The sequence below is a fragment of the Rathayibacter sp. AY1B4 genome (assembly GCF_002932815.1).
GTDB lineage: Bacteria > Actinomycetota > Actinomycetes > Actinomycetales > Microbacteriaceae > Rathayibacter.
In genome coordinates, this window is record NZ_PSWN01000007.1 from 116,083 (window position 1) to 139,351 (window position 23,269).

Below are 23,269 nucleotides of genomic sequence, written 5' to 3' on the forward strand. Positions count from 1 at the left end.
CCGTGCTCGCCTCGCCCTGCGCCCGGGATGGTGCGCCTCGAGCGGATCCGTCCGGCGCGTCGCCGCGGTCCTGTTGTAGTCTGTACAGGTTGTCCACGACCAGACGCACTCGCGTCCGCGGGAGTGGGCAGATGCTACATACCCTCCTGTCACGGAAATACCGTGGCCGTTCAGTCCGAAGGAGGTGGGTTAGTGACGCATCAGTACGAGATCATGGTCATCCTGGACCCCGAGATCGATGAGCGCACCGTCGCTCCGAGTCTCGACAAGTTCCTCAACGTCATCCGCACCGATGGTGGATCCATCGACAAGGTCGACGTCTGGGGCCGCCGTCGTCTGGCGTACGAGATCAACAAGAAGTCCGAGGGCATCTACGCCGTCGTCGACTTCACGTCGACCTCTGCCGCAGCGAACGAGCTCGACCGTCAGCTGAAGCTGTCCGAGGCCGTCATGCGCACCAAGGTGCTGCGGGCCGAAGAGGGCATCGCCCAGGTCGCGGCCGCCGCGAAGCTCGCCGACGAGAAGGCCGCCCGCAAGGCTGCCAAGGCCTCGGCCGCTCCCAAGGCGTAGCGCTCATGGCCGGCGAGACGATCATCACCGTGGTGGGGAACCTCACCGCCGACCCCGAGCTGCGCTACACGCAGGGCGGGCTCGCGGTCGCGAACTTCACCATCGCCTCCACGCCGCGCACCTTCGACCGTCAGGCGAACGACTGGAAGGACGGCGAAGCGCTGTTCCTCCGCGCCTCCGTCTGGCGCGAGTTCGCCGAGAACGTCGCAGGAACGCTGACCAAGGGCAGCCGCGTCATCGCGACCGGCCGCCTGAAGCAGCGCTCCTACGAGACGAAGGAAGGCGAGAAGCGCACCAGCATCGAGCTCGAGATCGACGAGATCGGGCCCTCGCTGCGCTACGCGACCGCGCAGGTCACGCGCGCCTCCGGTGGAGGCGGACGCGGCCAGGCCGGTGGCGGCCAGGGCAACGGCGGTCAGATCGGCGGCGGCCAGGGCGGCTTCGGCGGCGGCGGTCAGGGGGGCTCCGGCAACGCCGGTGGCAACCGTGGCGGTCAGGCCGAGGAGCCGTGGGCGCCGAGCGCTCCCGCCGGTGGCGACGTGTGGAGCACGCCGGGCAGCTACAACGACGAGACGCCGTTCTGAGCCCCGGCTCGGACGCTCTCCTCACCTGAATCACGCCTCCCCCGCACCGCGATCGCTCGCGGCGGGGCAGGGGCGAACCAGAATCTAAGGAAACCACTATGGCTGGAAAGAGCAGCGGCGACCGCCGCAAGCCGATCCGCGGCAAGGGCGCGAAGAACGCGGCCCCCGCGAAGTCGGTCCGCGTGGGTGTCATCGACTACAAGGACGTCGCGACCCTCCGCAAGTTCATCTCGGAGCGCGGGAAGATCCGCGCCCGTCGTATCACCGGCGTCTCCGTTCAGGAGCAGCGCCTCATCGCCCGTGCCGTCAAGAACGCCCGCGAGATGGCGCTCCTGCCCTACGCCGGCAGCGGAAGGTAGGTAACGGTATGTCCAAGGTCATCCTGACCCACGAGGTCGACGGACTCGGCTCGGCCGGCGACGTCGTCGACGTGAAGAACGGGTTCGCCCGCAACTACCTCATCCCGCAGGGCTTCGGCGTCGCGTGGACCCGCGGTGGCGAGAAGCAGGTCGAGCAGATCAAGTCGGCGCGAGCCGCCCGTGAGCACAAGACCATCGAAGAGGCCCAGCACACCAAGCAGGTCCTCGAGGCCAACCGCGTGAAGCTGACGGTCAAGGCCGGCAAGGACGGCCGCCTGTTCGGCTCGGTGAAGACCTCCGACATCGCGAACGCGGTGGCGGCGGCCGGATTCGGCGAGCTCGACAAGCGCAAGATCGTCATCTCGAACGCGATCAAGCACGTCGGCGAGCACGAGGCCGTGGTGCGTCTGCGCGACGACATCCAGGCCACTGTGAAGCTGCAGGTGGTCGCGGCCAAGTAAGGCCGCGAGAACGCCGCGGAGGGCGGTGCGACGGGACTTCCGAGTCCCCTCGCACCGCCCTTCGTCGTTCCCGTTCTCCACAGCTCCATCCACATACACCCTCCGGCGGGACCAACCTTCACTGTGGTCTTGAGACTCTTTTCCCCACACACCTGTGGAAAGCAGGAAATGCCTGGTCAAAAGCCGGAAAAAACTTGCTGAGGGCCGCTGATCCCACAGGGTTGTCCACACGTTGCCCACAGTGGGCCCGGCGTTTCCCCTCGGTTCTGCACAGCTCTCTCCACAGGGCGGTTTGCGTGCCGCGGGCGGCGGTCCGTAGGGTGGCGCAGCGCCCCGCGAGGGGTGCGGGCAGGCGCCCGTGCGCCGCTGTCGGAGGTCGCTGGTAGACCGGATCCCGGCACCGGCTCGACCGGACGCGCAGCACCCGACAGGAGGAGGCGAAGGCATGACGATCGCGCACCTGGCGGTACCCGGCTCGGACGGACGGGACGGTCGCGGAGACCGCGGCGAGTCGCGCGGGAACGAGCGGACCCCTCCGCACGACCTCCTCGCCGAGCAGTCGGCGCTGGGCGGCATGCTGCTCTCGAAGGACGCGGTCGCCGACGTCGTCGAGAGCGTCAAGGGCACCGACTTCTACATCCCCAAGCACGAGATCGTCTTCGACGCGATCCTCGCCCTCTACTCGCACGGCGAGCCGACCGACGTCATCGCGGTCACCGACGAGCTCACGAAGCAGGGCGAGCTGCAGCGGGCCGGCGGCGCCGACTACCTGCACACGCTCACCTCGATGGTCCCCACCGCGGCCAACGCCGGCTACTACGCCTCCATCGTCGCCGAGCGCGCTCTGCTGCGCCGCCTCGTCGAGGCGGGCACCCGCATCGCGCAGATGGGCTACCAGGGCGAGGGCGAGGTGCTCGACCTGGTCAACACGGCGCAGGCCGAGATCTACAACGTCACCGGCTCCGAGACGGCGGAGGACTACGTCCCGCTGACCGATGCGGTGACCGTCGCGATCGACGAGATCGAGGCGGCCGCTCATAAGGACGGCAGCTTCACCGGCGTCCCCACCGGCTTCGCCGACCTCGACGACCTGACCAACGGCTTCCACGCCGGGCAGATGATCATCGTCGCCGCGCGCCCCGCGCTCGGAAAGTCGACGCTGGCGCTCGACTTCGCCCGCGCCGCCGCAATCAAGCACAACATGGCCACGATCTTCTTCTCCCTCGAGATGGGGCGCAGCGAGATCGCGATGCGCCTCCTCTCGGCCGAGGCGTCCGTGCCGCTGCAGCACATGCGCAAGGGCACGGTCGACCAGCGCGACTGGACGACCATCGCCTCCACCCGTGGTCGGATCAACGACGCGCCGCTCTACATCGACGACTCGCCCAACATGACCCTCGTCGAGATCCGGGCGAAGTGCCGCCGACTCAAGCAGCGGGTCGGGCTCAAGATGGTCGTCATCGACTACCTGCAGCTGATGACCTCCGGCAAGAAGGTCGAGAGCCGCCAGCAGGAGGTCTCGGAGTTCTCCCGTGCCCTCAAGCTCCTCGCGAAGGAGCTGCAGGTGCCGGTCATCGCGCTCTCGCAGCTGAACCGAGGCCCCGAGCAGCGCGCCGACAAGCTCCCCGCGATCTCGGACCTCCGCGAGTCCGGCTCGATCGAGCAGGACGCCGACATGGTGATCCTCCTGCACCGCGAGAGCGCCTACGAGAAGGACAACCCGCGCGCGGGCGAGGCCGACCTCATCGTCGCCAAGCACCGCAACGGCCCGACCCGCACGGTGACCGTGGGCTTCCACGGCCACTTCTCGCGCTTCGCCGACATCCCGGCGGTCTGACGTGAAGGGCGCCGCTGCCGTCCCCGAGCCCGTCGACGTCCCGCTGGGCGGCGGGTCGATCCGCCTGGGCCAGTTCCTCAAGTTCGCGGGGATCCTCTCGGGCGGCGAGGCCAAGGAGGCGGTCGCCGAGGGGCTGGTGACCGTCAACGGCGAGGTCGATCTGCGCCGCGGCCGCCAGCTCGCCGTCGGCGACGTCGTCGGGTTCGACCGGAACCGCTTCCGCGTCTGCGAGTGAGGGCGACCGCCCCTCGGCGGGTGCGATCGGCCGAGACGCCGCGGAACGGATGAGACGCCGCTCAGAGGCGGGCGCGTCGGCGTGTTGAGCGGTGGCTCGGCGCACACTGGCTCCTGGACATCCCGGGACGACAGGAGACGCGCGTGCAGCTCGGCATTCACTTCATGAACTTCACTCTGCGCGGGGGGAGTGCGCAGATCGCGCCGATCCTCGGAGCGACCGCGCGGACGGCCGAGGACGTCGGCTGCGCCTGGTTCACGCTGATGGACCACTACTTCCAGATGGAGCACTTCGCGACGAGCGAGGATCCGATGCTCGAGGGCTACACCTCGCTCGGCTTCGTCGCCGGCCGGACGGAGCGGATGCGGCTGGGGCTCCTCGTCACCGGCGTGACGTACCGCCATCCGGGACTGCTCGCGAAGATCGTCACCACCCTCGACGTGCTCTCCGGCGGGCGCGCGATGCTCGGCATCGGCGCCGCCTGGTACGAGCGCGAGCACCTCGGGCTCGGTGTGCCGTACCCGCCGCTGAAGGAGCGGTTCGAGCGGCTGGAGGAGACGCTGCGGATCTGCCGTCAGATGTGGAGCGACGACGACGGGCCGTTCGAGGGGACGCACTACCGGCTCGCCGAGACGCTGAACCACCCGGCGCCGATCCAGCAGCCCGGCCCGCCCATCCTCATCGGCGGCGGCGGAGAGAGGAAGACGCTGCGGCTGGTCGCGCAGTACGGCGACGCCTGCAACCTGTTCGGCACCGGCGCGGACGACGTGGCGCACAAGCTCGACGTGCTGAAGCGGCACTGCGACGACCTCGGGCGCGACTACGCGACGATCACGAAGACCATCACCGGGGGCGGCGATCCGATCGGCGACCCCGACGGCTTCGTCCGCGCGATGGAGGAGTACGCGGCGCTGGGGATCGACCACGTGCAGCTGGCGCCGGCCGGGCCGGATCCGGAGGGGTACGTCGCCCGGCTGGGCGAGGGCGTGATCGAGCGGGTGGCGGCTCTCGGCTGAGGGCTCCCGGGACGCACAGCACTCCGACCGGTTCGGGTGCCGCGGGCGTCACCGCTGATCCGCTCCGCCGGCCGGGTCCGCCGTCACCGGCGCGAGGACTCCGGTGGCGGGCATGTCCCGGGTCGGGGGACGCCGTCGGCGGATCCTGCCCCCCGTCAGGGTCGCGGCGTAGACGCGGGCGAGGAGCGCGACCCACGGTTCGAGCCTCCCACCTCGGGTTATTGAGCTCACGCTGACGTGGGCAGATCGCTGGCCTCATGCCGCACGTGTCCTCTCGTACCTCGCTCCGCCGTCATCGGCAGGACCGCAGAAGAGGGCGATCGGGACGGGTGTCGTCCTCGCCGTCGTCGGCGCCGCGCTCTTCGCCGGCGTCTCGGTGCAGGCGGCCACTGCTCCCGACCTCGGCACGGCGGAGGACTACTCCGTCCTGGCCGCGTCGACCGTGACGAACACGGGGTCGAGCGTCCTGGACCAGAGCGTCGGGGTCAGCCCGCTGACCGCCGTCACCGGGTTCCCGCCCGGACGGACGGACGGAGTGATCCACCGCGGAGACGCGGAGGCGGCCCAGGCCCAGGCCGACGTGGGCACCGCCTACGGACAGCTCGCCTCGCAGGCGACGACCGCGCAGATCGACGCCGAGATCGGCGGCAGGACGCTGAAGCCCGGGGTCTACACCGCGGCCGGACCGGTCGGAGTGACGGGGACGCTCACGCTCGACGCGGAGGGCGTCAACGAGGCGGTCTTCGTGATCCGCGCCGCGTCGACGCTGACGACGGCGTCGTCGAGCACGGTGGCCCTGATCAACGGAGCGCAGGCCTGCAACGTCTACTGGCAGATCGGCAGCTCCGCGACGCTCGGCACCGACTCGGACTTCGTGGGCTCCGTGCTCGCCTCGGCCTCGATCACGGTGACGACGGGCGTCTCCGTCGAGGGCCGCGCACTGGCCCGCTCGGGAGCGGTGACGCTCGACTCCAACGACTTCACCGAGCCGGGCTGCGAGCCCTCCGACGGCGGACCGTCGCCGACGGCGACTCCGACCATCACGCCGACCGTGACGCCGACGGTCACGCCCACCGTGACCCCGACGGTCACGCCCACCGTGACCCCGACGGTCACGCCGACCGTGACCCCGACTGTCACGCCGACCGTGACGCCGACGGTCACACCCACTGTCACCCCGACCGTCACGCCGACCGTGACTCCCACGGTCACGCCGACCGTGACGCCCACGGTCACGCCGACCGCGACGCCCACGGTCACTCCGACGGTGACCCCGACCATCACGCCGACCGTGACCCCCACCGTCGCGCCGACCGTGACGCCGACGGTCACACCCACTGTCACCCCGACCGTCACGCCGACCGTGACTCCCACCGTCACCCCGACGGTGACTCCCACCGTCGTGCCGACGGTGACTCCGACGGTCACGCCCACCGTGGCTCCGACGGTGACTCCGACGATCGCGCCCACCGTCACTCCGACGGTGACTCCGACGATCGCGCCCACCGTGGCTCCGACGGTCACGCCGACGACCACGACCACGCCGACGGCGACCCCGACCGTGGCTCCGACGGCGACTCCCACCACCACGCCGACGGCGACCCCCACCCCCACGCCGACCGCGACGCCCACGGCCTCGCCCACTCCGACCGCGACCACAGCGCCGCGACCGGCGCCCTCCCAAGCCGCGGTCGTTCCCGTGTCCGGGTCGAACGGTCCCCGCGGTCCGGCTCTCGCCTCGACCGGAGTGGACGCCGCAGCGACGGCGACCGCCGGAGTGCTGGGCCTGCTCGCCCTGGTCGGCGGCGGTCTGATCCTCACCCTCCGACGCCGCAGTGAGCGCACCGGCAGCTGATCCCGGCTGATCACCGGCAGCTGATCATCGCCACGCCGTGCGCCGGACTCCCGAGGGGTCCGGCGCACGTCTGCGCCCTCGATCGCGCTCCGCCCGTCCCTCCGGTGTCCTCGCCGATGCGCGCTGGCCCGCTCGTGCGTCGAGACGCCGCTCCGAGGGTCGGGACACCGCTGAGCAGGCGGTGTCCTCCGCGTTCTCGCGGAGGGCGGGGGCGTCAGCCGGAGGACTCCCGCGGCACGAGGCGGACGGGCATGGCCTGCACCCCCGCGGTCGGACGTCCGTGGATCGCGTTCGAGAGCTCCTCCGCGGCGGCGCGGCCGAGCGTGTCGAGCATCATGTCGATGCTCGAGAGCGGCGGGCGGGCGGCCTCGACGAGGAGGTCCCAGTTGTCGAAGCCGACGACGGCCACGTCCTGCGGCACCCGCCGGCCGGTCTCGCGCAGGTGGTCGAGGGTGCCGCGGGCGATCTGGTCGCTCGCGCAGATGATCGCGTCGAGGTCCGGATGCGCGCGCAGCAGCGTCTCCGCGCACTGGCGGCCCCAGCTCTCGGACCACTGCCCGAAGAGGACGCCGCCGCCGACCAGCGGCAGCCCCGCCTCCGTCAGCGCCTGCTCGACGCCCCGGGCGCGGTCGTGCGCGGCGGTGTAGCTCGGCTCGCCGTTGACGAGGGCGATCCTGGTCCGTCCGCGCTCGATCAGGTGGCGGGCGGCGAGGACGCCGGCCTGCACGTTGTCGGGCGTGAAGGAGGAGTCGCGCGGATCCTCCGAGGGCGCGTAGGCGTAGACGACCGGCACCGGGATGGTGCGGGTGATCGAGGGGCGCGGGTTCGTCGTCCGGCCGAGCACCACGATCCCGTCGACGCGCTTGGCGAGCAGGTTCTTGATGTGGTGCTGCTCGCGGATCGAGTCGCCGCGGGCGTCGCAGAGGAGCACCGACGTCGATCCTGCGCCGAACGCGTCCTCGGCGCCGAGCAGCACGGGGAGCACGAAGCGGTTGTCGAGGTCGTTGGTGAGCATCCCGATGGTGCCCGTGCGCCGGGAGTTGAGGGCCTGCGCGAACGGGTTCGGGGTGAAGGAGAGGGCCTCGGCGGCGTCCAGCACGCGCTGGCGGGTCTCGGCGCGCACCTGGTCGCGGCCGTTGAGCGCCTTGGAGGCGGTGGCGATCGAGACGCCGGCGGCGGCCGCCACGTCGGTGAGCGTAATGGTGCCGGTGGGCTTGCGTGGTGGCACCGCGCCTCCGTTCCGGGCCCGGCGGGCCGCCGCGTCGATCCTCGCACGACTCCGGCGAAAAACCGAAAAGACCGAAAAGGTCGCATCTCTTGACGCGCTGACCGCCCCTGCCTAGGTTTACCCGACAGAAAGTAGTTTCGGCCCGGCGCAGACGATCGGGACGACTGCCGAGGAATCCGTCAACGACGAAGGGATCATCCGTGAAGACGAGGAAGCACGCTCGGGGCCTCGCCGCCGCCGTCCTGCTGGGGACGGCCGCCGCCGCACTGACCGGCTGCGCGAGCGGCTCCGGGGGAGACTCCGGCTCCGCCGCGGGAGGCAGCTACACGTTCTGGGACCCGTACCCCCAGTTCGACGAGTCGTCCGACTGGGCGAAGCTCATCGACTCCTGCGGGACCGAGGCCGGCGTCACCGTCGAGCGCACCGGCTACGACACCACCGACCTGACCAACAAGGCGCTGCTCGCCGGCCAGCAGGGCAACTCGCCCGACCTCCTGCTCGTCGACAACCCCGTGGTCTCGACGCTCGCGGAGTCGGGCATCCTGACCACGACCGCCGAGTCCGGGCTCTCCACCGAGGGGATCGACGCGAACATCCTCGCGGCCGGCCAGACCGGCAGCGACACCTTCGGCGTGCCGATCGGCGCCAACACGCTCGCGCTGTACTACAACAAGGCCGTGCTCGAGAAGGCCGGCGTGGACGCCGCCTCCATCACCGACTGGGCCGGGCTGACCGACGCGCTCGAGAAGGTCACCGCCTCCGGCGGCAAGGGCATCACGTTCTCCGGCATCGGCACGGAGGAGGGGACCTTCCAGTTCCTGCCGTGGTTCTGGGGCTCCGGCGCCGAGCTGACCGACCTCGACTCGCCCGCCGCGGTCGACGCCGTCTCGCTCTGGAGCGACTGGCTCGAGAAGGGCTACGCGCCCAACTCCGTGATCGGCAACACGCAGACCACGAGCTGGCAGGAGTTCGAGACCGGCGAGTACGCCTTCGGCGAGAACGGCACCTGGCAGCTGGCCAACGCGAAGGCCTCGGGCATCGACTACGGCGTCCTGACCATCCCGTCGAAGGACGGCGGAGCGGCCCCCGCACCGACCGGAGGCGAGTTCCTCACCCTCCCGGTGCAGTCGGACACGGCGCGCTACGAGACCTCGAAGCAGATCGCCGAGTGCCTGACCTCGACGGAGAGCCTGGTCACGACCGACAACACGCTCTCGTACATCGCGCCGACGGCCGAGGCGCAGCAGGAGCAGGTCGCCGGCAACGCCGACCTCGAGCCGTGGGTCACCGCCGTGCAGGCCGCGAAGGGCCGCACCTCGGACGACCTCGGCACGAAGTACCCGAAGATCTCGGAGCAGCTGTGGGGCGCGGTGCAGACCGTGCTCAGCGGCTCGCAGTCTCCCGAGGACGCCCTGAAGGCCGCCCAGTCGGCCGCCGAATCCGCCACGAAGTAGGACGACCGGGGGCTCCCGCTCCCCGAACGAGGTCCCTCCGGCCGGTGCTCCGCGCACCGGCCGGGGGGACGGGAGAGACCATGACCACTGCCACCGAGACCGCCCGCCTCCTGCGGCGCGGCACCGAGCCGCCGGCCCCGCCCGCCCCGGCCGCCGAGAGCCGTCGGCGCCGTTGGCGCCCCGAGGGCGGCCGTCTGGTCGCGTGGGCGTTCCTCGCCCCGCTCGTCGCCTACCTGCTCGTCTTCTACGCGTTCCCGCTGTACCGCAACCTCGAGCTGAGCCTGAAGGACTACACGGTCCGCTCGTTCGTGCAGGGGAACGCGCCCTTCGTCTGGTTCGACAACTACGTCCAGGTGTTCCAGGACGCGACCTTCGGCCCGGCGCTGCTGCACACGGCGGTCTTCACCGGCGTCTCGCTCCTCTTCCAGTTCACGCTGGGGCTGGCGCTCGCCGTGTTCTTCTACCGCCGCTTCCCGCTCGCGAGCACGCTCCGGGCGCTGTTCCTGGTGCCGTGGCTCCTGCCGCTGATCGTCTCGGCCTCGACCTGGTCATGGATGCTCAACAGCGACTCCGGCATCGTGAACGCGTTCCTGGAGTCGTTCGGGATCGGCCAGATCAACTGGCTCACCTCGCCGACCACCTCGCTGATCGCGGTCCTGATCGCGAACATCTGGATCGGCATCCCGTTCAACCTGGTGATCCTCTACTCCGGCCTGCAGAACATCTCGCAGGACCTCTACGAGGCGGCCTCGCTCGACGGCGCGACCGGCGCCCAGCAGTTCTGGCGGATCACGCTGCCGCTGCTGCGGCCGGTGTCGGCGATCACGATCCTGCTCGGCCTCGTCTACACGCTGAAGGTGTTCGACATCATCTGGATCATGACGAAGGGCGGCCCCGCCGACTCCTCGACCACGCTCGCCACCTGGACGTACCAGCTCGGCTTCGGCTCGATGCTGCCCGATTTCGGACCGGCCGCGGCCGTCGGCAACCTGCTGATCATCCTGGCCCTCGTCTTCGGCCTCGTGTACATCCGGGTCCAGCGGAAGCAGGCCGACTCGTGACCGCCCGACGCCCCTGGTACCTGACGGTGGTCGGGATCGCCCTCACGGCGGTCATGCTGTTCCCCGTCTACTGGATGATCAACGTCTCCCTCACTCCGACCGGCTCGATGCGGAAGGATCCGCCGGACTGGTTCCCGTTCGCTCCCACGTTCACCGGCTACCAGGCGGTGCTGAGCGAGCAGCTGCCCTACCTGGGCACCAGCCTCGTCGTCGGCCTCGGCACGGTGCTGCTGACCGTGGCGATCGCCGCTCCCGCCGCCTACTCGCTGGCGAAGCTGCGGCCCCGCGGCGGGCAGGCCCTCTCGTTCGTGCTGCTGATCGCGCAGATGATCCCGGCGATCATCATGGCGATGGGCTTCTACGCCATCTACCTCAACCTGGGACTGCTCAACTCGATCCCGGGCCTGATCGTGGCCGACTCCACCATCGCGGTGCCGTTCGGCGTGCTGATCTTCACGGCCTTCATGTCGGGGATCCCCGACGAGCTCACCCAGGCGGCCCGGATGGACGGAGCGAGCGCCTGGCGCACCTTCACCTCGGTGATCATGCCGATCAGCCGCAACTCCGTCGTCACCGTCTCGCTGTTCGCGTTCCTCTGGGCCTGGTCGGACTTCATCTTCGCCTCGACGCTCGACAGCGGCGGGAAGCTCCAGCCGATCACCCTCGGCATCTACAAGTACATCGGCAACAACAACCAGGAGTGGAACTCGATCATGGCGACCGCCGTGGTCGCCTCGCTCCCGGCCGCCGTCCTCCTCGTCGTCGCCCAGCGGTACGTCTCGGCGGGAGTCACCGCCGGCGCCGTCAAGGACTGACCCGTCCCTCCAAGGAGACACCGTGACCCTCACCGCCCCCACCGCCACCGCCCTCGGCGGCCCGGTCGCCCCCTCGCGGAGCGTGCTCCGGCCGCTGCGCCAGGACGAGATCCGCCTCACCGGCGGCTTCTGGAAGCACTACCAGGACCTCAACTCCTCCGCCGTCATCGAGCACTGCCGCTCGTGGATCGAGCGCGTCGGCTGGGCCGGCAACTTCGACCGCGCTGCCGACGGCTCGATCTCGTCCGCCGAGGGCGGCGACGTGCACGCGGGCATCGAGTTCGTCGACTCCGAGGTCTACAAGCTCCTCGAGGCCATGGCCTGGGAGCTCGGCCGGAGCGACGACGCCGGGCTGCAGGAGCGGTACGACGACCTCGTCGCGCGGGTCGCCTCCGCCCAGGACCCGGACGGCTACCTGCACACGAGCTTCGGCCGGCCCGGCCAGCGTGCGCGCTACTCCGACCTGGAGTGGGGCCACGAGCTGTACAGCTTCGGGCACCTGATCCAGGCCGCCGTGGCGCGGCTGCGCACCGGGCACGACGACCTCCTGCCGCAGGTCGCCCGACGGCTCGCCGACCACGTGCACCGCGAGTTCGGGCCCGAGGGGAGGGTCGCCGTGTGCGGCCACCCCGAGATCGAGCCGGCGCTCGCCGAGCTGGCGCGGGCGACGGGGGAGGAGCGCTACCTCGAGCTGGCCCGCCTGTTCGTGGAGCGGCGCGGGACGGGGACGCTGAAGCCGATCGCGTTCGGCGCCGAGTACTTCCAGGACGACGTGCCCGTGCGCGACGCGGAGGTGCTGCGCGGCCACGCGGTGCGGGCCCTCTACCTCGCCTCCGGGGCTCTCGATGTCGCGGTCGAGACCGGCGACGCCGAGCTGGAGGAGGCGGTCCGCCGCCAGTGGGAGGCGACCGTCGAGCGGCGCACCTACGTCACGGGCGGGATGGGCTCGCACCACCAGGACGAGGCGTTCGGCGCCGACTACGAGCTGCCGCCGGACCGCGCCTACGCCGAGACCTGCGCGGCGATCGGCTCCACGATGCTCAGCTGGCGGCTCCTGCTCGGCTCGAACGAGCCCCGCTACGCGGACCTGATGGAGCGGACGCTGCTGAACGCGGTGCTCCCCGCGACCCGCGAGGACGGCCGCGCCTTCTTCTACACGAACACGCTGCAGCAGCGCGTCGACGGAGTGGCTCCGGACGAGTCGCGCGAGACCGACCGCGCGCAGTCCAGCCTCCGCGCGCCCTGGTTCTGGGTCTCGTGCTGCCCGACCAACACCGCCCGCACCCTGGCGAGCGTGGAGCTCGGCTTCGCGACCGCTACCGACGACGGGGTGCAGCTCCACCAGTACGGCGCGTACGAGGTGCGCACCGGAGGCGTCGCGCTGCGCGTCGAGACGGAGTACCCGGCCGACGGCGAGATCGTCGTGCGGATCCTCGAGGACGCGGAGTTCGCGCTGACGCTGCGGGTGCCGCCGTTCGCGCGGGGCTCGGCGCTGCTCGACGGCGAGCCGGTCTCGACGCCGACCGTCACTGTCCGCCGGGCGTTCTCCGCCGGCGACACCGTGCGGCTCTCGCTGCCGATGACGGCCCGCTTCGTCGCCCCGCATCCCCGGATCGACGCGGTGCGCGGCCAGGTCGCCCTCGAGCGCGGGCCGTTCGTGCTGGCGATCGAGTCGCTCGACCTGCCCGAGGGCCTGGACACCGAGCACATCGCGGTCGACGCCTCGGTGCCGCCCGTCGTGACGGCGGAGGGAGCGCGCGTGTCCCTCGTGGCGCGGGAGGCGGCTCCCGGCTGGCCCTACGGTTCCGTGCCGGTGGAGGAGGGGCGCCGCTTCGAGGCGGAGTTCCGGCCGTACCACCGCTGGGCGAACCGCGGACCGTCGACGATGCGGATCTGGACGCCGACGGCCTGACGGGCACCGCTCGCGAGAACGCGGAAGTCGTCGCACTCGAGCGCGAGTGCGACGACTCCTGCGTAGTGGCTGCCGTCGCGGCGCCCGCGCTCAGATCCAGCCGCGCTCGCGGGCCTCGATGACCGCGCGCTGGCGGGTGTCGACGTCGAGCTTGCGCAGGATCGACGAGACGTGGTTGCGAACGGTGCCGGAGGAGAGGTGCAGCGCCGCGCCGATCTCGCCGATCGTCTCGCCGCGGGAGCCGGCGCTGAGCACGTCGAGCTCGCGGTCGGTCAGCGGGCTGCGCGTGCTCGCCAGGGCGTCGGCGGCGATCTCCGGATCGACGTAGCGGCGTCCGCTCGCGACCTGGCGGATCACCTCGGCGACGTCCTCGACCCGGCGCGACTTCGGCAGGAAGCCGCTGACGCCCGCTCCGAGCGCTCGCCGCAGGACCCCCGGCCGCGCGTGCCGGGTGACGACCACGACGCGCGTCGCCGAGACCCGGCGCAGCCGCTCCGCCGCCTCGATCCCGTCGAGCCCGGGCATCTCGACGTCGAAGAGGCACACGTCGGGCTGCAGGCGCAGCGCCTCCGCGACCGCCTGCTCGCCGTCGCGGCACTCGCCCACGATCTCGAGGTCCTCCTCGAGGCGGAGGAGCGCGGCCAGCGCCGTGCGGATCATGTCCTCGTCGTCGGCGATCAGCACCCGGATCACGAGTCGCTCCCCACCGGCAGGCGCGCGTCCAGCTCGAAGGAGCGGCGGACCGCCCCGGCGCGCAGCGTCCCGCCCGCGCGCTCGACCCGCTCCGCCATGCCGAGGACGCCCGAGCCGGTCCCGTCCGCCTCCTCCGCGTCCGGTGCCAGGTCGTTCACCGCCTCGAACCGCCACTCGTCCTGCTCCCGCGCGAGCCGCAGCCGCGCGCTGGAGCCGCCGCCGTGCTTGAGGATGTTGGTCGTCGTCTCGCGGACCACCGGCCCGAGCGTCTCGGCCGGCGCGTGAGCCGCCGCCGGGTCGACCTCGAGCTCGACGCGGAGCCCGGCCGAGCGGAGCAGGTCGGCAGCGTTGGCCAGCTCGTCGGCGAGCGGGACGCTGCGGAAGCGCGTCGCCAGCTCGCGGGTGCCGGTGCGGGCGCCGTCGACCGAGCGCCGGGCGGCGCGCAGCTGCTCGAGAGAGGCCTCCGGGTCGCTGCCGAGGAGGCGCTCGGCGAGCTCGAGCTGCAGCGCGATCACCTGGAGGTGGTGCCCCTGGAGGTCGTGCACGTCGCCGGCGAGCAGCAGGCGCTCCTGCGCGGCGGCGAGTCGGCCCTCGGCGGCGCGCGCCCGGTCGAGCTCGCGGACGATGTCCCACCACCACAGCGCGCTGACGACCGTCAGGGGCAGCAGCGTCGCGAACAGCAGGAGGGTCGAGAGCGCGGCCGACGCGTCCGGCGCCGCGCGTGTCTGCTCGAGCACCGCCGCGACCGCGAGGACGATCGTGCAGAGCACCATCACCCGGAGCCGCACCCCGCTCTGCCAGGGCAGCACGGCGACCAGGGTCGCGGCGAGCGAGAGCCCGAGCGCGAGGCTCCCGGCGGCCGTGCCGGTGAGCGCCGCGGCCGCCACTCCGAGGCCGAAGACCAGGGTCGGCACAGCCCGGAGGCGCACCGGGCCCTCGCGGTCGGCGCGCCGGTACGCGAGCGCGGTCGGCGAGAACACCGCGACCCAGGCGGCCGCACCCAGGAAGTAGGCGCCCTTCCGCCACTCCTCGGCCTCGGCGCTCAGCACCGCCACGGACCAGACGGCCAGGACGATCACCACGAAGGAGGCGGCCGACGCGAGGGTGTACCACCAGGTCACGGCGACGCCGCGGCCCGCGCGCACGGGCGGATCCGCCTCGGTCGAGTTCACCATGCGGCCCAGGCTACGACCATGACACTTGTCACCCCTCGGGCCGTCGATCCTCCCGGGACGCGGTGACCCGGCGGCACTGCCGCAGCGGGCGCGGACACGGTCGGATGGAGGAGTCCCGAGAGCCGGGGCCACGAACCGGAAGGCACGACCATGACGATCATCAGCGACGCGATCCTCGGATTCCAGGACCTGATCGGCCGCGTTCCCGAGCTCGTGCAGCCCCTCGTCGTCGCCGCGGCCGGGGCCGTCCCCTTCATCGAGGGCGAGGGAGCGGCGAGCATCGGGATCATCGGCGGCATCCACCCGGTCGTCGCCGGGCTTGCGGGGGCGATCGGCAACTTCGTCTGCGTGGCGCTGCTCGTGCTGCTGGGCACCGGCGTCCGCTCGGCGATCACGGGCCGCTCGGAGGCGAAGCGGACGACTCCGCGGCGCGAGAAGTTCCAGCGGGCCTTCACCCGCTACGGCGTCCCGGGCGTGAGCCTGCTGGGGCCGCTGCTGCTCCCGACGCACTTCACCGCGGTGATGCTGGCGGGCGCCGGAGTCGGCCGCGGGCGGATCCTGCTCTGGCAGGGCGTCGCGATCGCGCTGTGGACGACGGTGCTCACGGTGATCGTCGGGCTCGCGGTCTCGGGCGCGACGCAGGCGGGCTGAGCGGGCCGGACACGGTCCTGAAGCGTGCGACCCCGGTCGCGTAGAGGCGTCCGCGCCACCGGTCAGTGCCGGATGCGCCGTCCCGGTCCGCCGTCCGGATCCGCCGGGCCGGCGGACTGCAGGTGGGTGTGCAGGCGGATGAGGGTGTCGCGCAGCCGGGTCTTGACGGTGCCGAGCGGGATCGACAGCTCCTCCGCGATCTCGGAGTGGCTGTACCCGCGGACGTAGGCGAGGTAGAGGACGTCGTGGTGGATGGCGGCGAGCTGCCGGATCGCGCCGGCCGCGGGCGCCAGGGCCAACCGGACGTCCGAGCGCTCCCACTCGTGATCGCGCGGCCGGTCGAGGACCGTGTACTGCAGCTCCCGGCGCCGCGCCGACCGGTCCGCCCGGGCGCGGTCCACGGCACGGCGGTGCGCGACCTGGGCCAGGAAGGCGAGCACGGGACGGCCCGGGTCGAGCGAGCGCGCGGTGCGCCAGAGCTCGAGGTAGACCTCCTGCGCGACCTCCTCGGCTGCGGCGCGGTCGTCGAGCACGGCGTCCGCGACGGAGACGACCCGGCCCGCGGTGAGCGAGTAGAGCTGCCGGAAGGCGGTCCGGTCGCCCGCGCAGACCCGCAGCAGCAGGGCCGCTGACCGCGCAGGGCTGTCCCCGGGCTCACGCCGCTTGCCCGTCATCGTCGACACAGGGCTCAGCCTGGCACCGCGGACGCGCTCCTCCCGGGGTCGTGCCCTGAGAGGTGGCCCCCGTTAGAGGCTCACTTTCACAGGAGTCCGCCGATGCGCGCCGCACGCCCGCCGATGCGCGGCCCCGGTCGCGCACGGGGCCCGTGCGGCGGCGTCGACGGACTGGGCCGCCCGTCAGGCGGCGACGCGCGCGTTCGACTGCGCGAGGAGCGCGACCGAGCGCAGGCGCGCCTCCGTCTGCAGCGACGCGTGGGCGACGATGACCTCGTCGGCGTCGGCGGAGCGCGCGAAGTCGGCGGCGTAGTCGGCCACCTGGTCGCCGGTGCCGACACCGGTGTAGGTGGTCATGCTCGCGACGTGGGCGCCGATCGGGGCGCTGAGCAGGGCGTCGAGCTCCTCGTCGTCGAAGGTCTGGCCGACGGGGATCTGCCCGCTCTGGCGCAGCAGCATCATCAGGCGGGCGCGCTTCATCTGCGCGAACTGCTCCTGCGCGTCCTCCTCGGTGTCGGCGGCGATGGCGTTCATCCCGGCGATCACGTAGGGCGCGTCGAGCTGCTCGGAGGGGCGGAAGCCGCGGCGGTACTCCGCGACGGCCTGGTGCAGCGCGTCCGGAGCGAAGTGCGAGGCGAACGCGTACGGCAGGCCCAGCGCGGCCGCGAGCTGCGCGCCGAAGAGCGAGGAGCCGAGGATGTAGAGGGGGACGCGGGTGCCGGCACCGGGCGTCGCGCTCACTCCGGGGATGCGGGACTCGCCGGCGAGGAACGCCTGCAGCTCCAGCACGTCCTGCGGGAAGCGCTCGGAGGAGTCGGGGTCGCGGCGGAGCGCGCGGAAGGTCGCCTGGTCGCTGCCGGGGGCGCGGCCGAGTCCGAGGTCGATCCGGCCCGGGTGCAGCGTCTCGAGGGTGCCGAACTGCTCGGCGATGGTGAGCGGGGAGTGGTTCGGCAGCATGACGCCGCCGGAGCCGAGGCGGATCGTGGAGGTCTGCGAGGCGACGTGCGCGATGAGCACCGAGGTCGCGCTGGAGGCGATGCTCGCCATGTTGTGGTGCTCGGCGTACCAGACGCGGCGGTAGCCGTTCCGCTCGGCCTCCTGGGCCAGGGCGACGGAGGCGGCGAAGCTGTCGCGAGCGGTCTCACCGGGGGCGATGGGGGCGAGGTCGAGGATGGAGAGGGGAACGCTCATGGTGAGGGCAACGCCCGCGACGGCTCCGGTGTTCCCGTCGCGGGCGCCTTCCTCACGCCTCGGGGATGTCGCGGCCGTACGCCTCCAGCGTCACGGCCTCGGGCTCCGGTCCGCCGCGCACGCCGGCCTCGAGGGCGTCGATCCGGGCGAGCTCCGAGCCGGAGAGCGCGAAGTCGAACACGTCGATGTTCTCGGCGATGCGCTCGGGGCGGGTCGACTTGGGGATGACCTGGCGGCCCTCCTGGAGGTGCCAGCGCAGCATCACCTGCGCGGCCGTCTTCCCGTACTTGGCGCCGAGCTCGAGGAGCACCGGGTCGTCGAAGCTGCGGCGCGGGGAGTCGCGGTAGGCGGTGATGCCGCCGATCGGCGACCAGGCCTGGGTGAGGATGTCGTTCTCGCAGCCGAAGCGCTCGACCCGCCGCTGCTGGAAGTACGGGTGCACCTCGAGCTGGTTCACCGCGGGGACGACGTCGGTCTCGGCGAGCAGGCGGGTGAGGTGCTCGACCATGAAGTTGCTCACGCCGATCGCCCGCACCCTCCCGTCGGCGAGCAGCCGCTCGAGCGCCCGGTAGGCGTCGAGGGTGCGGTCGAAGGCCTCGGGCAGGGCCTGGTGCAGGATCAGCAGGTCGATCCGCTCGACGCCGAGCTTGCCCGCGCTCTTGTCGAAGGCGTGCAGCGTCTCGTCGTAGCCGTAGTCGCTGATCCACACCTTCGTCTCGAGGAAGACGTCGTCGCGGCCGGCGATCGCCTCGCCCACCTCGCGCTCGTTGCCGTAGGCCGCCGCCGTGTCGATGTGCCGGTACCCCGCGTCGAGCGCGGCGGCGACGGCGGCGCGGGTCTCGTCGGGCGGAGTCTGGAAGACGCCGAGTCCGAGGGCGGGGATCTCGACACCGTTGTGGAGAGTGAACGTGTTCATGAGCCCACGCTACGTCCGCAGACGCCGAGTCGCCCGAGAAGCCGCGCGCGACTCCTCAGGCGACCCCGTCGCTCCGGCCCTGCTCAGCCGTCGATCGGCAGCAGGATCCCCTTCACCGTCTCGTCCGTGGCGAGGAACTCCTGCACGGCCGGATCCTGGAAGGCCTGGACGAGCTTCTTCACGTTCTCGGTGTCGCGGTACTTCGAGCCGATGGTGAGCTGCCCGGCGAAGTCGTCGGGGGCCTGCGGGGCGAAGATCTGCTGCTCGATCGGGATGCCGGCGGCGAGGTAGTACTCGGTGTACCCGACGGCCGCGTCGAGGTCCGGCAGGGCGCGCGACTGGGCGGCGAAGTCGAGCAGCGTGAACTGCAGGTTCTTCGGGTTCTCGGCGATGTCGTCCTGGGTCGCGGTGCCCGGCTCCGTGCCCGGCTTCAGCGTGATCAGGCCGGCGTTCTGCAGCAGCCAGAGGCCCTGCGCCTCGTTGGCGGGGTCGGAGTAGAGCGAGACCGTGCCGCCGTCGGGGATCTGGGAGACGTCGGAGTACTTGTCGCTCCAGAGCCCGAAGCCCCAGCGGAAGACGGGGGTGGCCGCCTCCTCCTCGAAGTCGGGGTTGGCCTCGAGCACCTGTCCCAGCCAGAGCTTGTGCTGATAGACCGTGGCCGCGACCTCGCCCTCGCTCACCGCGCGGTTGATGGTGTTGCTGTCGGAGAGCCCCTTGAAGGCGACGGTGATGCCGTAGCGCGGCGCCACCTCCTTCGCGACGAAGTCGACCAGGGCCTGCTCGGAGGCGTTGCCCTCGGCGGTCGCGACGTAGAGCGTCGCGCCCTCCTGCTCGTTGGCCGAGACGGCGGGGGAGAGGAGCGGGACGGCGATCGCGGAGGCGACGCCGACCACGACGACGGCCGCTCCGGCGATCCAGGGCCAGCGGCGCTTCTTCTTGAGATCGAATCCGAGGTCGTCGGGAGTGGACATGGCGGTGCCTTTCGAAGAGGGGGTGCGCGGGCGCGCGGGAGGGACGCCCGAGGGCGTAGGAGGAGGAGTGGTTCTAGACGGCGGCCGCGACCCGCGGCGCTCGCCGCGAGCGGGAGGCGCCCGGCGTGGTCGCGCGGACGAGGGCGTCGCCGGTGAGCTGCACGGTCGCGACGGTGGCGACCAGGATCACGATGGTGGCGAGCATGACGGTGGTGTCGAAGCGCTGGTAGCCGTAGGTCACCGCGACGTAGCCGATGCCGCCGGCGCCGATCGTGCCGGCGATCGCCGAGTACTCGATCATCGCGATCGTGTTGATCGTCAGGCCGCCGATGATCTGCGGCACCGCCTCGCTGAGCTGGGCGGTCCGCACCACCTGCAGCCGCGACGCTCCGGAGGCGCGGGCGACGCGGGTGAGCGAGAGCGGCACGCTGCGCAGCGCGTTCTCGACGATCCGGGTGAAGAAGGCGATCCCCGCGATCGACATCGGCACGACGGCGGCCGCGATCCCGATGTTGGTGCCGGTGATCAGGCGCGTGAACGGCATGATCGACGCCATCAGGATGAGGAACGGCAGCGAGCGGCCGACGCTGATGACGGCGCTGAGCACCTGGTTGGCGGCCCGGTTCTCGGCCAGCCCGCCCGGAGCGAGGTTGTGCACGAGAGCGCCCAGCGGCACGCCGACCAGCACCACGATCGCCATGACGATGCCGACCATGATCAGCGTCTCGCCGAGCGCCGGCAGCACCAGCGCGGGGATCTGCTCGAGCGGGACCTTGTTGTCGAGGTGGAGGATCATGCCGCCACCTCCTCGGCGAGGACGCGCACGCCGGCGGGCCGGACCGACAGGCCGAGCTCGGCCGCCGCACGGGTGAGCCGCGCCTCATCGACCGGGCCGAGCCCGATCGTCGCGTGGCCGACCGCCTGCCCGTCCACCGTCTCGATCGCCGCGCCGAGCAGCGAGACGGGGCCGACCGCCTCCGCGAGCCGGGTGACCCAGTCGGTCGGCACTCCGGAGCGGGAGTAGCCCACCACCCATTCGCCCAGACCCGGGCCGGGCGCGACGGAGGGGCGCACCGGGTTGAGGGCGAGGCCGAGCGGGGACGCGGGGTCGCGCAGCAGGTCGACGAGACGGCCTGACTCCACGATGCGGCCGTGGTCGAGGCGGGCGACGGAGTCGGCCACCTGGCGCACCGTCTCCATCTCGTGAGTGATGAAGAGGATCGAGAGGCCCAGGTCGTCGCGCAGCTCCTTCAGGAGCGTGGTGATCGCGGTGGTCGAGGCGGGGTCGAGGCCCGAGGTGGCCTCGTCCGAGAGCAGCACCGAGGGGCGGAGGGCGAGCGCGCGGGCGATGCCGACGCGCTGGCGCTGACCACCGGAGAGCTGGTGCGGGTAGTAGCGCGCGCGGTCCGAGAGGCCGACGCGCTCGAGCAGCTCCGCGACGCGGCGCTTCGTCTCGGCGGCGGTGACGCCGAGGTACTCCAGCGGCAGGGCCACGTTCTGCTCGGCCGTGCGGCGGCTGAAGAGTCCGTCGGACTGGAAGACGGTGCCGATGCGGCGGCGGGCGACGCGCAGCCGCTCCTCCGAGAGCTGCGAGAGCGCCTCCCCGTTGACGACGACCGTGCCCGAGGTGGGCCGCTCCAGGAGGTTCACGCAGGCGGCGAGCGTGCTCTTGCCCGCACCGCTCGGGCCGACGACGGCGAAGATCTCGCCGGTCGCGACCGAGAAGTCGAGGCGGTCGAGCACGGTCGCCGGACCGTACGACTTGCTGAGCTGCTCGAGCCGGATCATCGCGTTCCTTCGGAGGGGTCGGGCGGCCGCGGCCTCTCCGCGTCGTCCCGGACACGATGATGGAGCACCGCGGGCCCGCCCGTCCCGGCCCGCGTCGCCCGGCGTAACCCTTCGTCGCCGGGCGTAACAGTGCGCGGGCCGGAGGGGGTCGCGGCCGCGAGACGCGACAGGACCGCCGCGGCCGGCAGCACGCGGGCTACCGTGACCGGATGCAGCCGAAGTGGGAGTCGACGACCATCGAGCGCGCCTTCGACGAGGGGTGGTCGGACGAGCCGATGGGGACGAAGGAGAAGTTCTGGCTCGTCGCCGACGGCGATCTGTGGCTCTTCAAGTTCGCCCGCCATCGAGGAGACGAGACCCGCGGTGAGGACTGGGCGGAGTGGGTGTCGTTCCATCTCGCGCGGATGCTCGACGTCCCGTGCGCGGAGATCCGACCTGCGACGGTGGGCGGTCGGCGCGGAATCATGTCGAGGAACGTCATCGAGCGCGAGCAGATCCAGAGCCTCGAGATCGGGAACAGCCTGCTGCGCCACTCCGATCGCCACTACGACCACGCTCGGAGGCGGCCCAACGACCGCTACACCGTCGATGCGGTGAGACGTGCTCTCGACGGCGTCGACGCTCCTGCAGGCTTCGACGCCGTCGCCGGACTGAGCGGTTTCGACGTGTGGGCGGGCTACCTGCTGTTCGATGCCTGGGTAGCTGGACGGGATCGACACGACGAGAACTGGGCCGTCATCGCCGGACGCGGTCATCGGACCCTCTCGCCCTCGTTCGATCACGGCAACGCCCTCGGGTTCCAGGAGACCGAGGAGAAGCGCGCCGCCTGCCTCGCCGATGAGGCTCTCTTCGACCGGTGGGTGCGGAGAGGAAGGAGTCACCATTTCGCCGGGAGACCGCTGCTGGTCGACCTCGCAGCGGAGGCCCTCGCGGCGGCCTCTCCGGAGGCGCAGGCGTTCTGGCCTGCTCGCCTCCGAGCGGTCGATCCCTCTGCAGTCCGCGAGGTCCTCGCGGCGGTGCCTCCGACCCTGATGTCGGAGACGTGCGCTAGTTTCACGGAAGGACTGCTGGCAGCGACACGGAGGAGGATCCTCGATGACTCTCCTCGTTGATCGACCGGCGCCGCGTCCGACCCCTGGTGTCCGCGAGCTGCTGCTCGTCTGGCAGAACCCTCGTACTCGCCGATTCCTCCGCGCGGCGGTGCTGTCCGTCGGGGTCGACGGCTTCCTCTTCCGGTACGAGCCGGCGGCTGTCGCCGACGAGGACTTCTTCCCGCTCGCGGAGTTCCCCCGTGTGGACGCGGAGTACCGGAGCTCGTCCCTTCCGCCGTTCTTCGCCAACAGGGTGATGTCGTCCGAGCGCGGCTCGTACGAGGAGTACCTGGGGTGGCTCGGTCTCGAGGCGGCGTCCCCCGACCTCCCCGTCGAGATCATGGTCCGGACCGGCGCGGCGCGAGCGACCGACACCTTCCATGTCGTGGAGAAGCCTCTCCGCACCGCGCAGACCCTCATCAGTCGTTTCTTCGTGTCGGGAGTCCGCCATCGGGCCGAGCTCCCGCTTCCGGTGCTGCCTCTCGAGCAGGGCGACGGGCTGGTCCTCGTGCCCGACGCCTCGAACCTCCGCAACCCGGAGGCCTACGAGGTGGCCTCGGTGTCCGGCGAGCGGATCGGATGGGTGCCGGACTGGCTGTGCGGTGAGGTCGCCGCGCTCATGGCGTCCGGATGGGAGGTCGAGGCGGTCGCCGAGAAGGTGAACCCCGAGGCCCCGTCCCACGTCCAGGTGCTCTGCCGGATCGCCGCGACCCTGCGTCACTGAACCCGCTC

Annotated in this window: 24 protein-coding genes; 15 read left to right on the plus strand and 9 right to left on the minus strand. The window is 71.7% G+C overall.

Going from position 1 to position 23,269, the window contains the following annotated elements:
• The first annotated feature begins 192 nt into the window (after positions 1-192).
• The 8 genes from rpsF (at position 193) to C5D66_RS17360 (ending at position 6,917) form a co-directional block, all read left to right on the plus strand.
• Positions 193-570 (plus strand): 30S ribosomal protein S6, encoded by a 378-nt coding sequence (gene rpsF / locus C5D66_RS06780; protein ID WP_068207796.1) that lies wholly within the window; start codon positions 193-195, stop codon positions 568-570.
• Positions 571-575: 5 nt separating this feature from the next.
• Complete coding sequence (locus tag C5D66_RS06785) at positions 576-1,154, plus strand: single-stranded DNA-binding protein (protein WP_104222691.1); 579 nt, start codon at positions 576-578, stop codon at positions 1,152-1,154.
• 98 nt (positions 1,155-1,252) lie between these two features.
• Complete coding sequence (gene rpsR, locus C5D66_RS06790) at positions 1,253-1,513, plus strand: 30S ribosomal protein S18 (protein ID WP_055784551.1); 261 nt, start codon at positions 1,253-1,255, stop codon at positions 1,511-1,513.
• A gap of 8 nt (positions 1,514-1,521) precedes the next feature.
• Positions 1,522-1,974: a 50S ribosomal protein L9 gene (rplI, locus tag C5D66_RS06795; RefSeq protein ID WP_104222692.1), complete on the plus strand. Its 453-nt coding sequence runs from the start codon at positions 1,522-1,524 to the stop codon at positions 1,972-1,974.
• Positions 1,975-2,419: 445 nt separating this feature from the next.
• Positions 2,420-3,811, plus strand: a complete 1,392-nt coding sequence (dnaB, locus tag C5D66_RS06800; RefSeq protein ID WP_104225797.1) for a replicative DNA helicase — start codon at positions 2,420-2,422, stop codon at positions 3,809-3,811.
• A 1-nt stretch (position 3,812) separates the two neighbouring features.
• Positions 3,813-4,046 (plus strand): RNA-binding S4 domain-containing protein, encoded by a 234-nt coding sequence (locus tag C5D66_RS06805; RefSeq protein WP_104255635.1) that lies wholly within the window; start codon positions 3,813-3,815, stop codon positions 4,044-4,046.
• 143 nt (positions 4,047-4,189) lie between these two features.
• Complete coding sequence (locus C5D66_RS06810; protein ID WP_374952916.1) at positions 4,190-5,062, plus strand: LLM class F420-dependent oxidoreductase; 873 nt, start codon at positions 4,190-4,192, stop codon at positions 5,060-5,062.
• Between the two features lie 376 nt (positions 5,063-5,438).
• Positions 5,439-6,917, plus strand: coding sequence for an ice-binding family protein (locus C5D66_RS17360; protein ID WP_219814507.1), 1,479 nt, complete (start codon positions 5,439-5,441; stop codon positions 6,915-6,917).
• A gap of 214 nt (positions 6,918-7,131) precedes the next feature.
• Here the strand turns inward: C5D66_RS17360 and C5D66_RS06820 are convergent, their stop codons facing one another.
• A complete protein-coding gene (locus tag C5D66_RS06820) occupies positions 7,132-8,145 on the minus strand; it encodes a LacI family DNA-binding transcriptional regulator (protein ID WP_104225800.1) in 1,014 nt (337 codons plus the stop codon).
• A gap of 200 nt (positions 8,146-8,345) precedes the next feature.
• Between C5D66_RS06820 and C5D66_RS06825 the strand changes: the two genes are divergently transcribed.
• From C5D66_RS06825 to C5D66_RS06840, 4 genes are all read left to right on the plus strand, one after another.
• A complete protein-coding gene (locus tag C5D66_RS06825) occupies positions 8,346-9,599 on the plus strand; it encodes an extracellular solute-binding protein (protein ID WP_104247031.1) in 1,254 nt (417 codons plus the stop codon).
• An 80-nt stretch (positions 9,600-9,679) separates the two neighbouring features.
• Positions 9,680-10,660, plus strand: coding sequence for a carbohydrate ABC transporter permease (locus tag C5D66_RS06830; protein WP_104225802.1), 981 nt, complete (start codon positions 9,680-9,682; stop codon positions 10,658-10,660).
• On the plus strand, positions 10,657-11,475 hold the full coding sequence (locus C5D66_RS06835; protein ID WP_104274111.1) for a carbohydrate ABC transporter permease: 819 nt from the start codon (positions 10,657-10,659) through the stop codon (positions 11,473-11,475). The genes C5D66_RS06830 and C5D66_RS06835 overlap by 4 nt, the downstream gene beginning before the upstream one ends.
• Before the next feature lie 22 nt (positions 11,476-11,497).
• Complete coding sequence (locus C5D66_RS06840) at positions 11,498-13,387, plus strand: glycoside hydrolase family 127 protein (protein WP_104274110.1); 1,890 nt, start codon at positions 11,498-11,500, stop codon at positions 13,385-13,387.
• Between the two features lie 90 nt (positions 13,388-13,477).
• Here C5D66_RS06840 and C5D66_RS06845 read toward each other — a convergent pair whose 3' ends face one another.
• Together C5D66_RS06845 and C5D66_RS06850 are read right to left on the minus strand one after the other, a co-directional pair.
• Entirely contained in the window at positions 13,478-14,080 is a 603-nt protein-coding gene (locus tag C5D66_RS06845) for a response regulator transcription factor (RefSeq protein WP_104222701.1), read from the minus strand.
• Complete coding sequence (locus C5D66_RS06850; RefSeq protein WP_104274109.1) at positions 14,077-15,255, minus strand: sensor histidine kinase; 1,179 nt, start codon at positions 15,253-15,255, stop codon at positions 14,077-14,079. The genes C5D66_RS06845 and C5D66_RS06850 overlap by 4 nt, the downstream gene beginning before the upstream one ends.
• Before the next feature lie 150 nt (positions 15,256-15,405).
• Between C5D66_RS06850 and C5D66_RS06855 the strand changes: the two genes are divergently transcribed.
• The gene (locus tag C5D66_RS06855) at positions 15,406-15,906 is read left to right on the plus strand and encodes a small multidrug efflux protein (protein ID WP_104225805.1); all 501 of its coding nucleotides are present in this window, start codon (positions 15,406-15,408) and stop codon (positions 15,904-15,906) included.
• 62 nt (positions 15,907-15,968) lie between these two features.
• Here C5D66_RS06855 and C5D66_RS06860 read toward each other — a convergent pair whose 3' ends face one another.
• From C5D66_RS06860 to C5D66_RS06885, 6 genes are all read right to left on the minus strand, one after another.
• Complete coding sequence (locus C5D66_RS06860) at positions 15,969-16,580, minus strand: sigma-70 family RNA polymerase sigma factor (protein ID WP_244229683.1); 612 nt, start codon at positions 16,578-16,580, stop codon at positions 15,969-15,971.
• A 183-nt stretch (positions 16,581-16,763) separates the two neighbouring features.
• Positions 16,764-17,771 (minus strand): LLM class flavin-dependent oxidoreductase, encoded by a 1,008-nt coding sequence (locus C5D66_RS06865; RefSeq protein ID WP_104232972.1) that lies wholly within the window; start codon positions 17,769-17,771, stop codon positions 16,764-16,766.
• Between the two features lie 52 nt (positions 17,772-17,823).
• Entirely contained in the window at positions 17,824-18,687 is an 864-nt protein-coding gene (locus C5D66_RS06870) for an aldo/keto reductase (RefSeq protein WP_104222706.1), read from the minus strand.
• 83 nt (positions 18,688-18,770) lie between these two features.
• A complete protein-coding gene (locus C5D66_RS06875; RefSeq protein ID WP_104257783.1) occupies positions 18,771-19,658 on the minus strand; it encodes a MetQ/NlpA family ABC transporter substrate-binding protein in 888 nt (295 codons plus the stop codon).
• Positions 19,659-19,731: 73 nt separating this feature from the next.
• Positions 19,732-20,454, minus strand: a complete 723-nt coding sequence (locus C5D66_RS06880; RefSeq protein WP_104274108.1) for a methionine ABC transporter permease — start codon at positions 20,452-20,454, stop codon at positions 19,732-19,734.
• A complete protein-coding gene (locus tag C5D66_RS06885) occupies positions 20,451-21,446 on the minus strand; it encodes a methionine ABC transporter ATP-binding protein (protein ID WP_104222709.1) in 996 nt (331 codons plus the stop codon). Before C5D66_RS06885 ends, C5D66_RS06880 begins: the two co-directional genes overlap by 4 nt.
• A gap of 209 nt (positions 21,447-21,655) precedes the next feature.
• Between C5D66_RS06885 and C5D66_RS06890 the strand changes: the two genes are divergently transcribed.
• Positions 21,656-22,558, plus strand: a complete 903-nt coding sequence (locus C5D66_RS06890; RefSeq protein ID WP_104274107.1) for a hypothetical protein — start codon at positions 21,656-21,658, stop codon at positions 22,556-22,558.
• Positions 22,542-23,261 carry an HIRAN domain-containing protein gene (locus tag C5D66_RS06895; RefSeq protein ID WP_146084778.1) on the plus strand — a complete coding sequence of 240 codons (720 nt, stop codon included), beginning with the start codon at positions 22,542-22,544 and terminating at the stop codon, positions 23,259-23,261. The genes C5D66_RS06890 and C5D66_RS06895 overlap by 17 nt, the downstream gene beginning before the upstream one ends.
• Positions 23,262-23,269 lie beyond the last annotated feature (8 nt).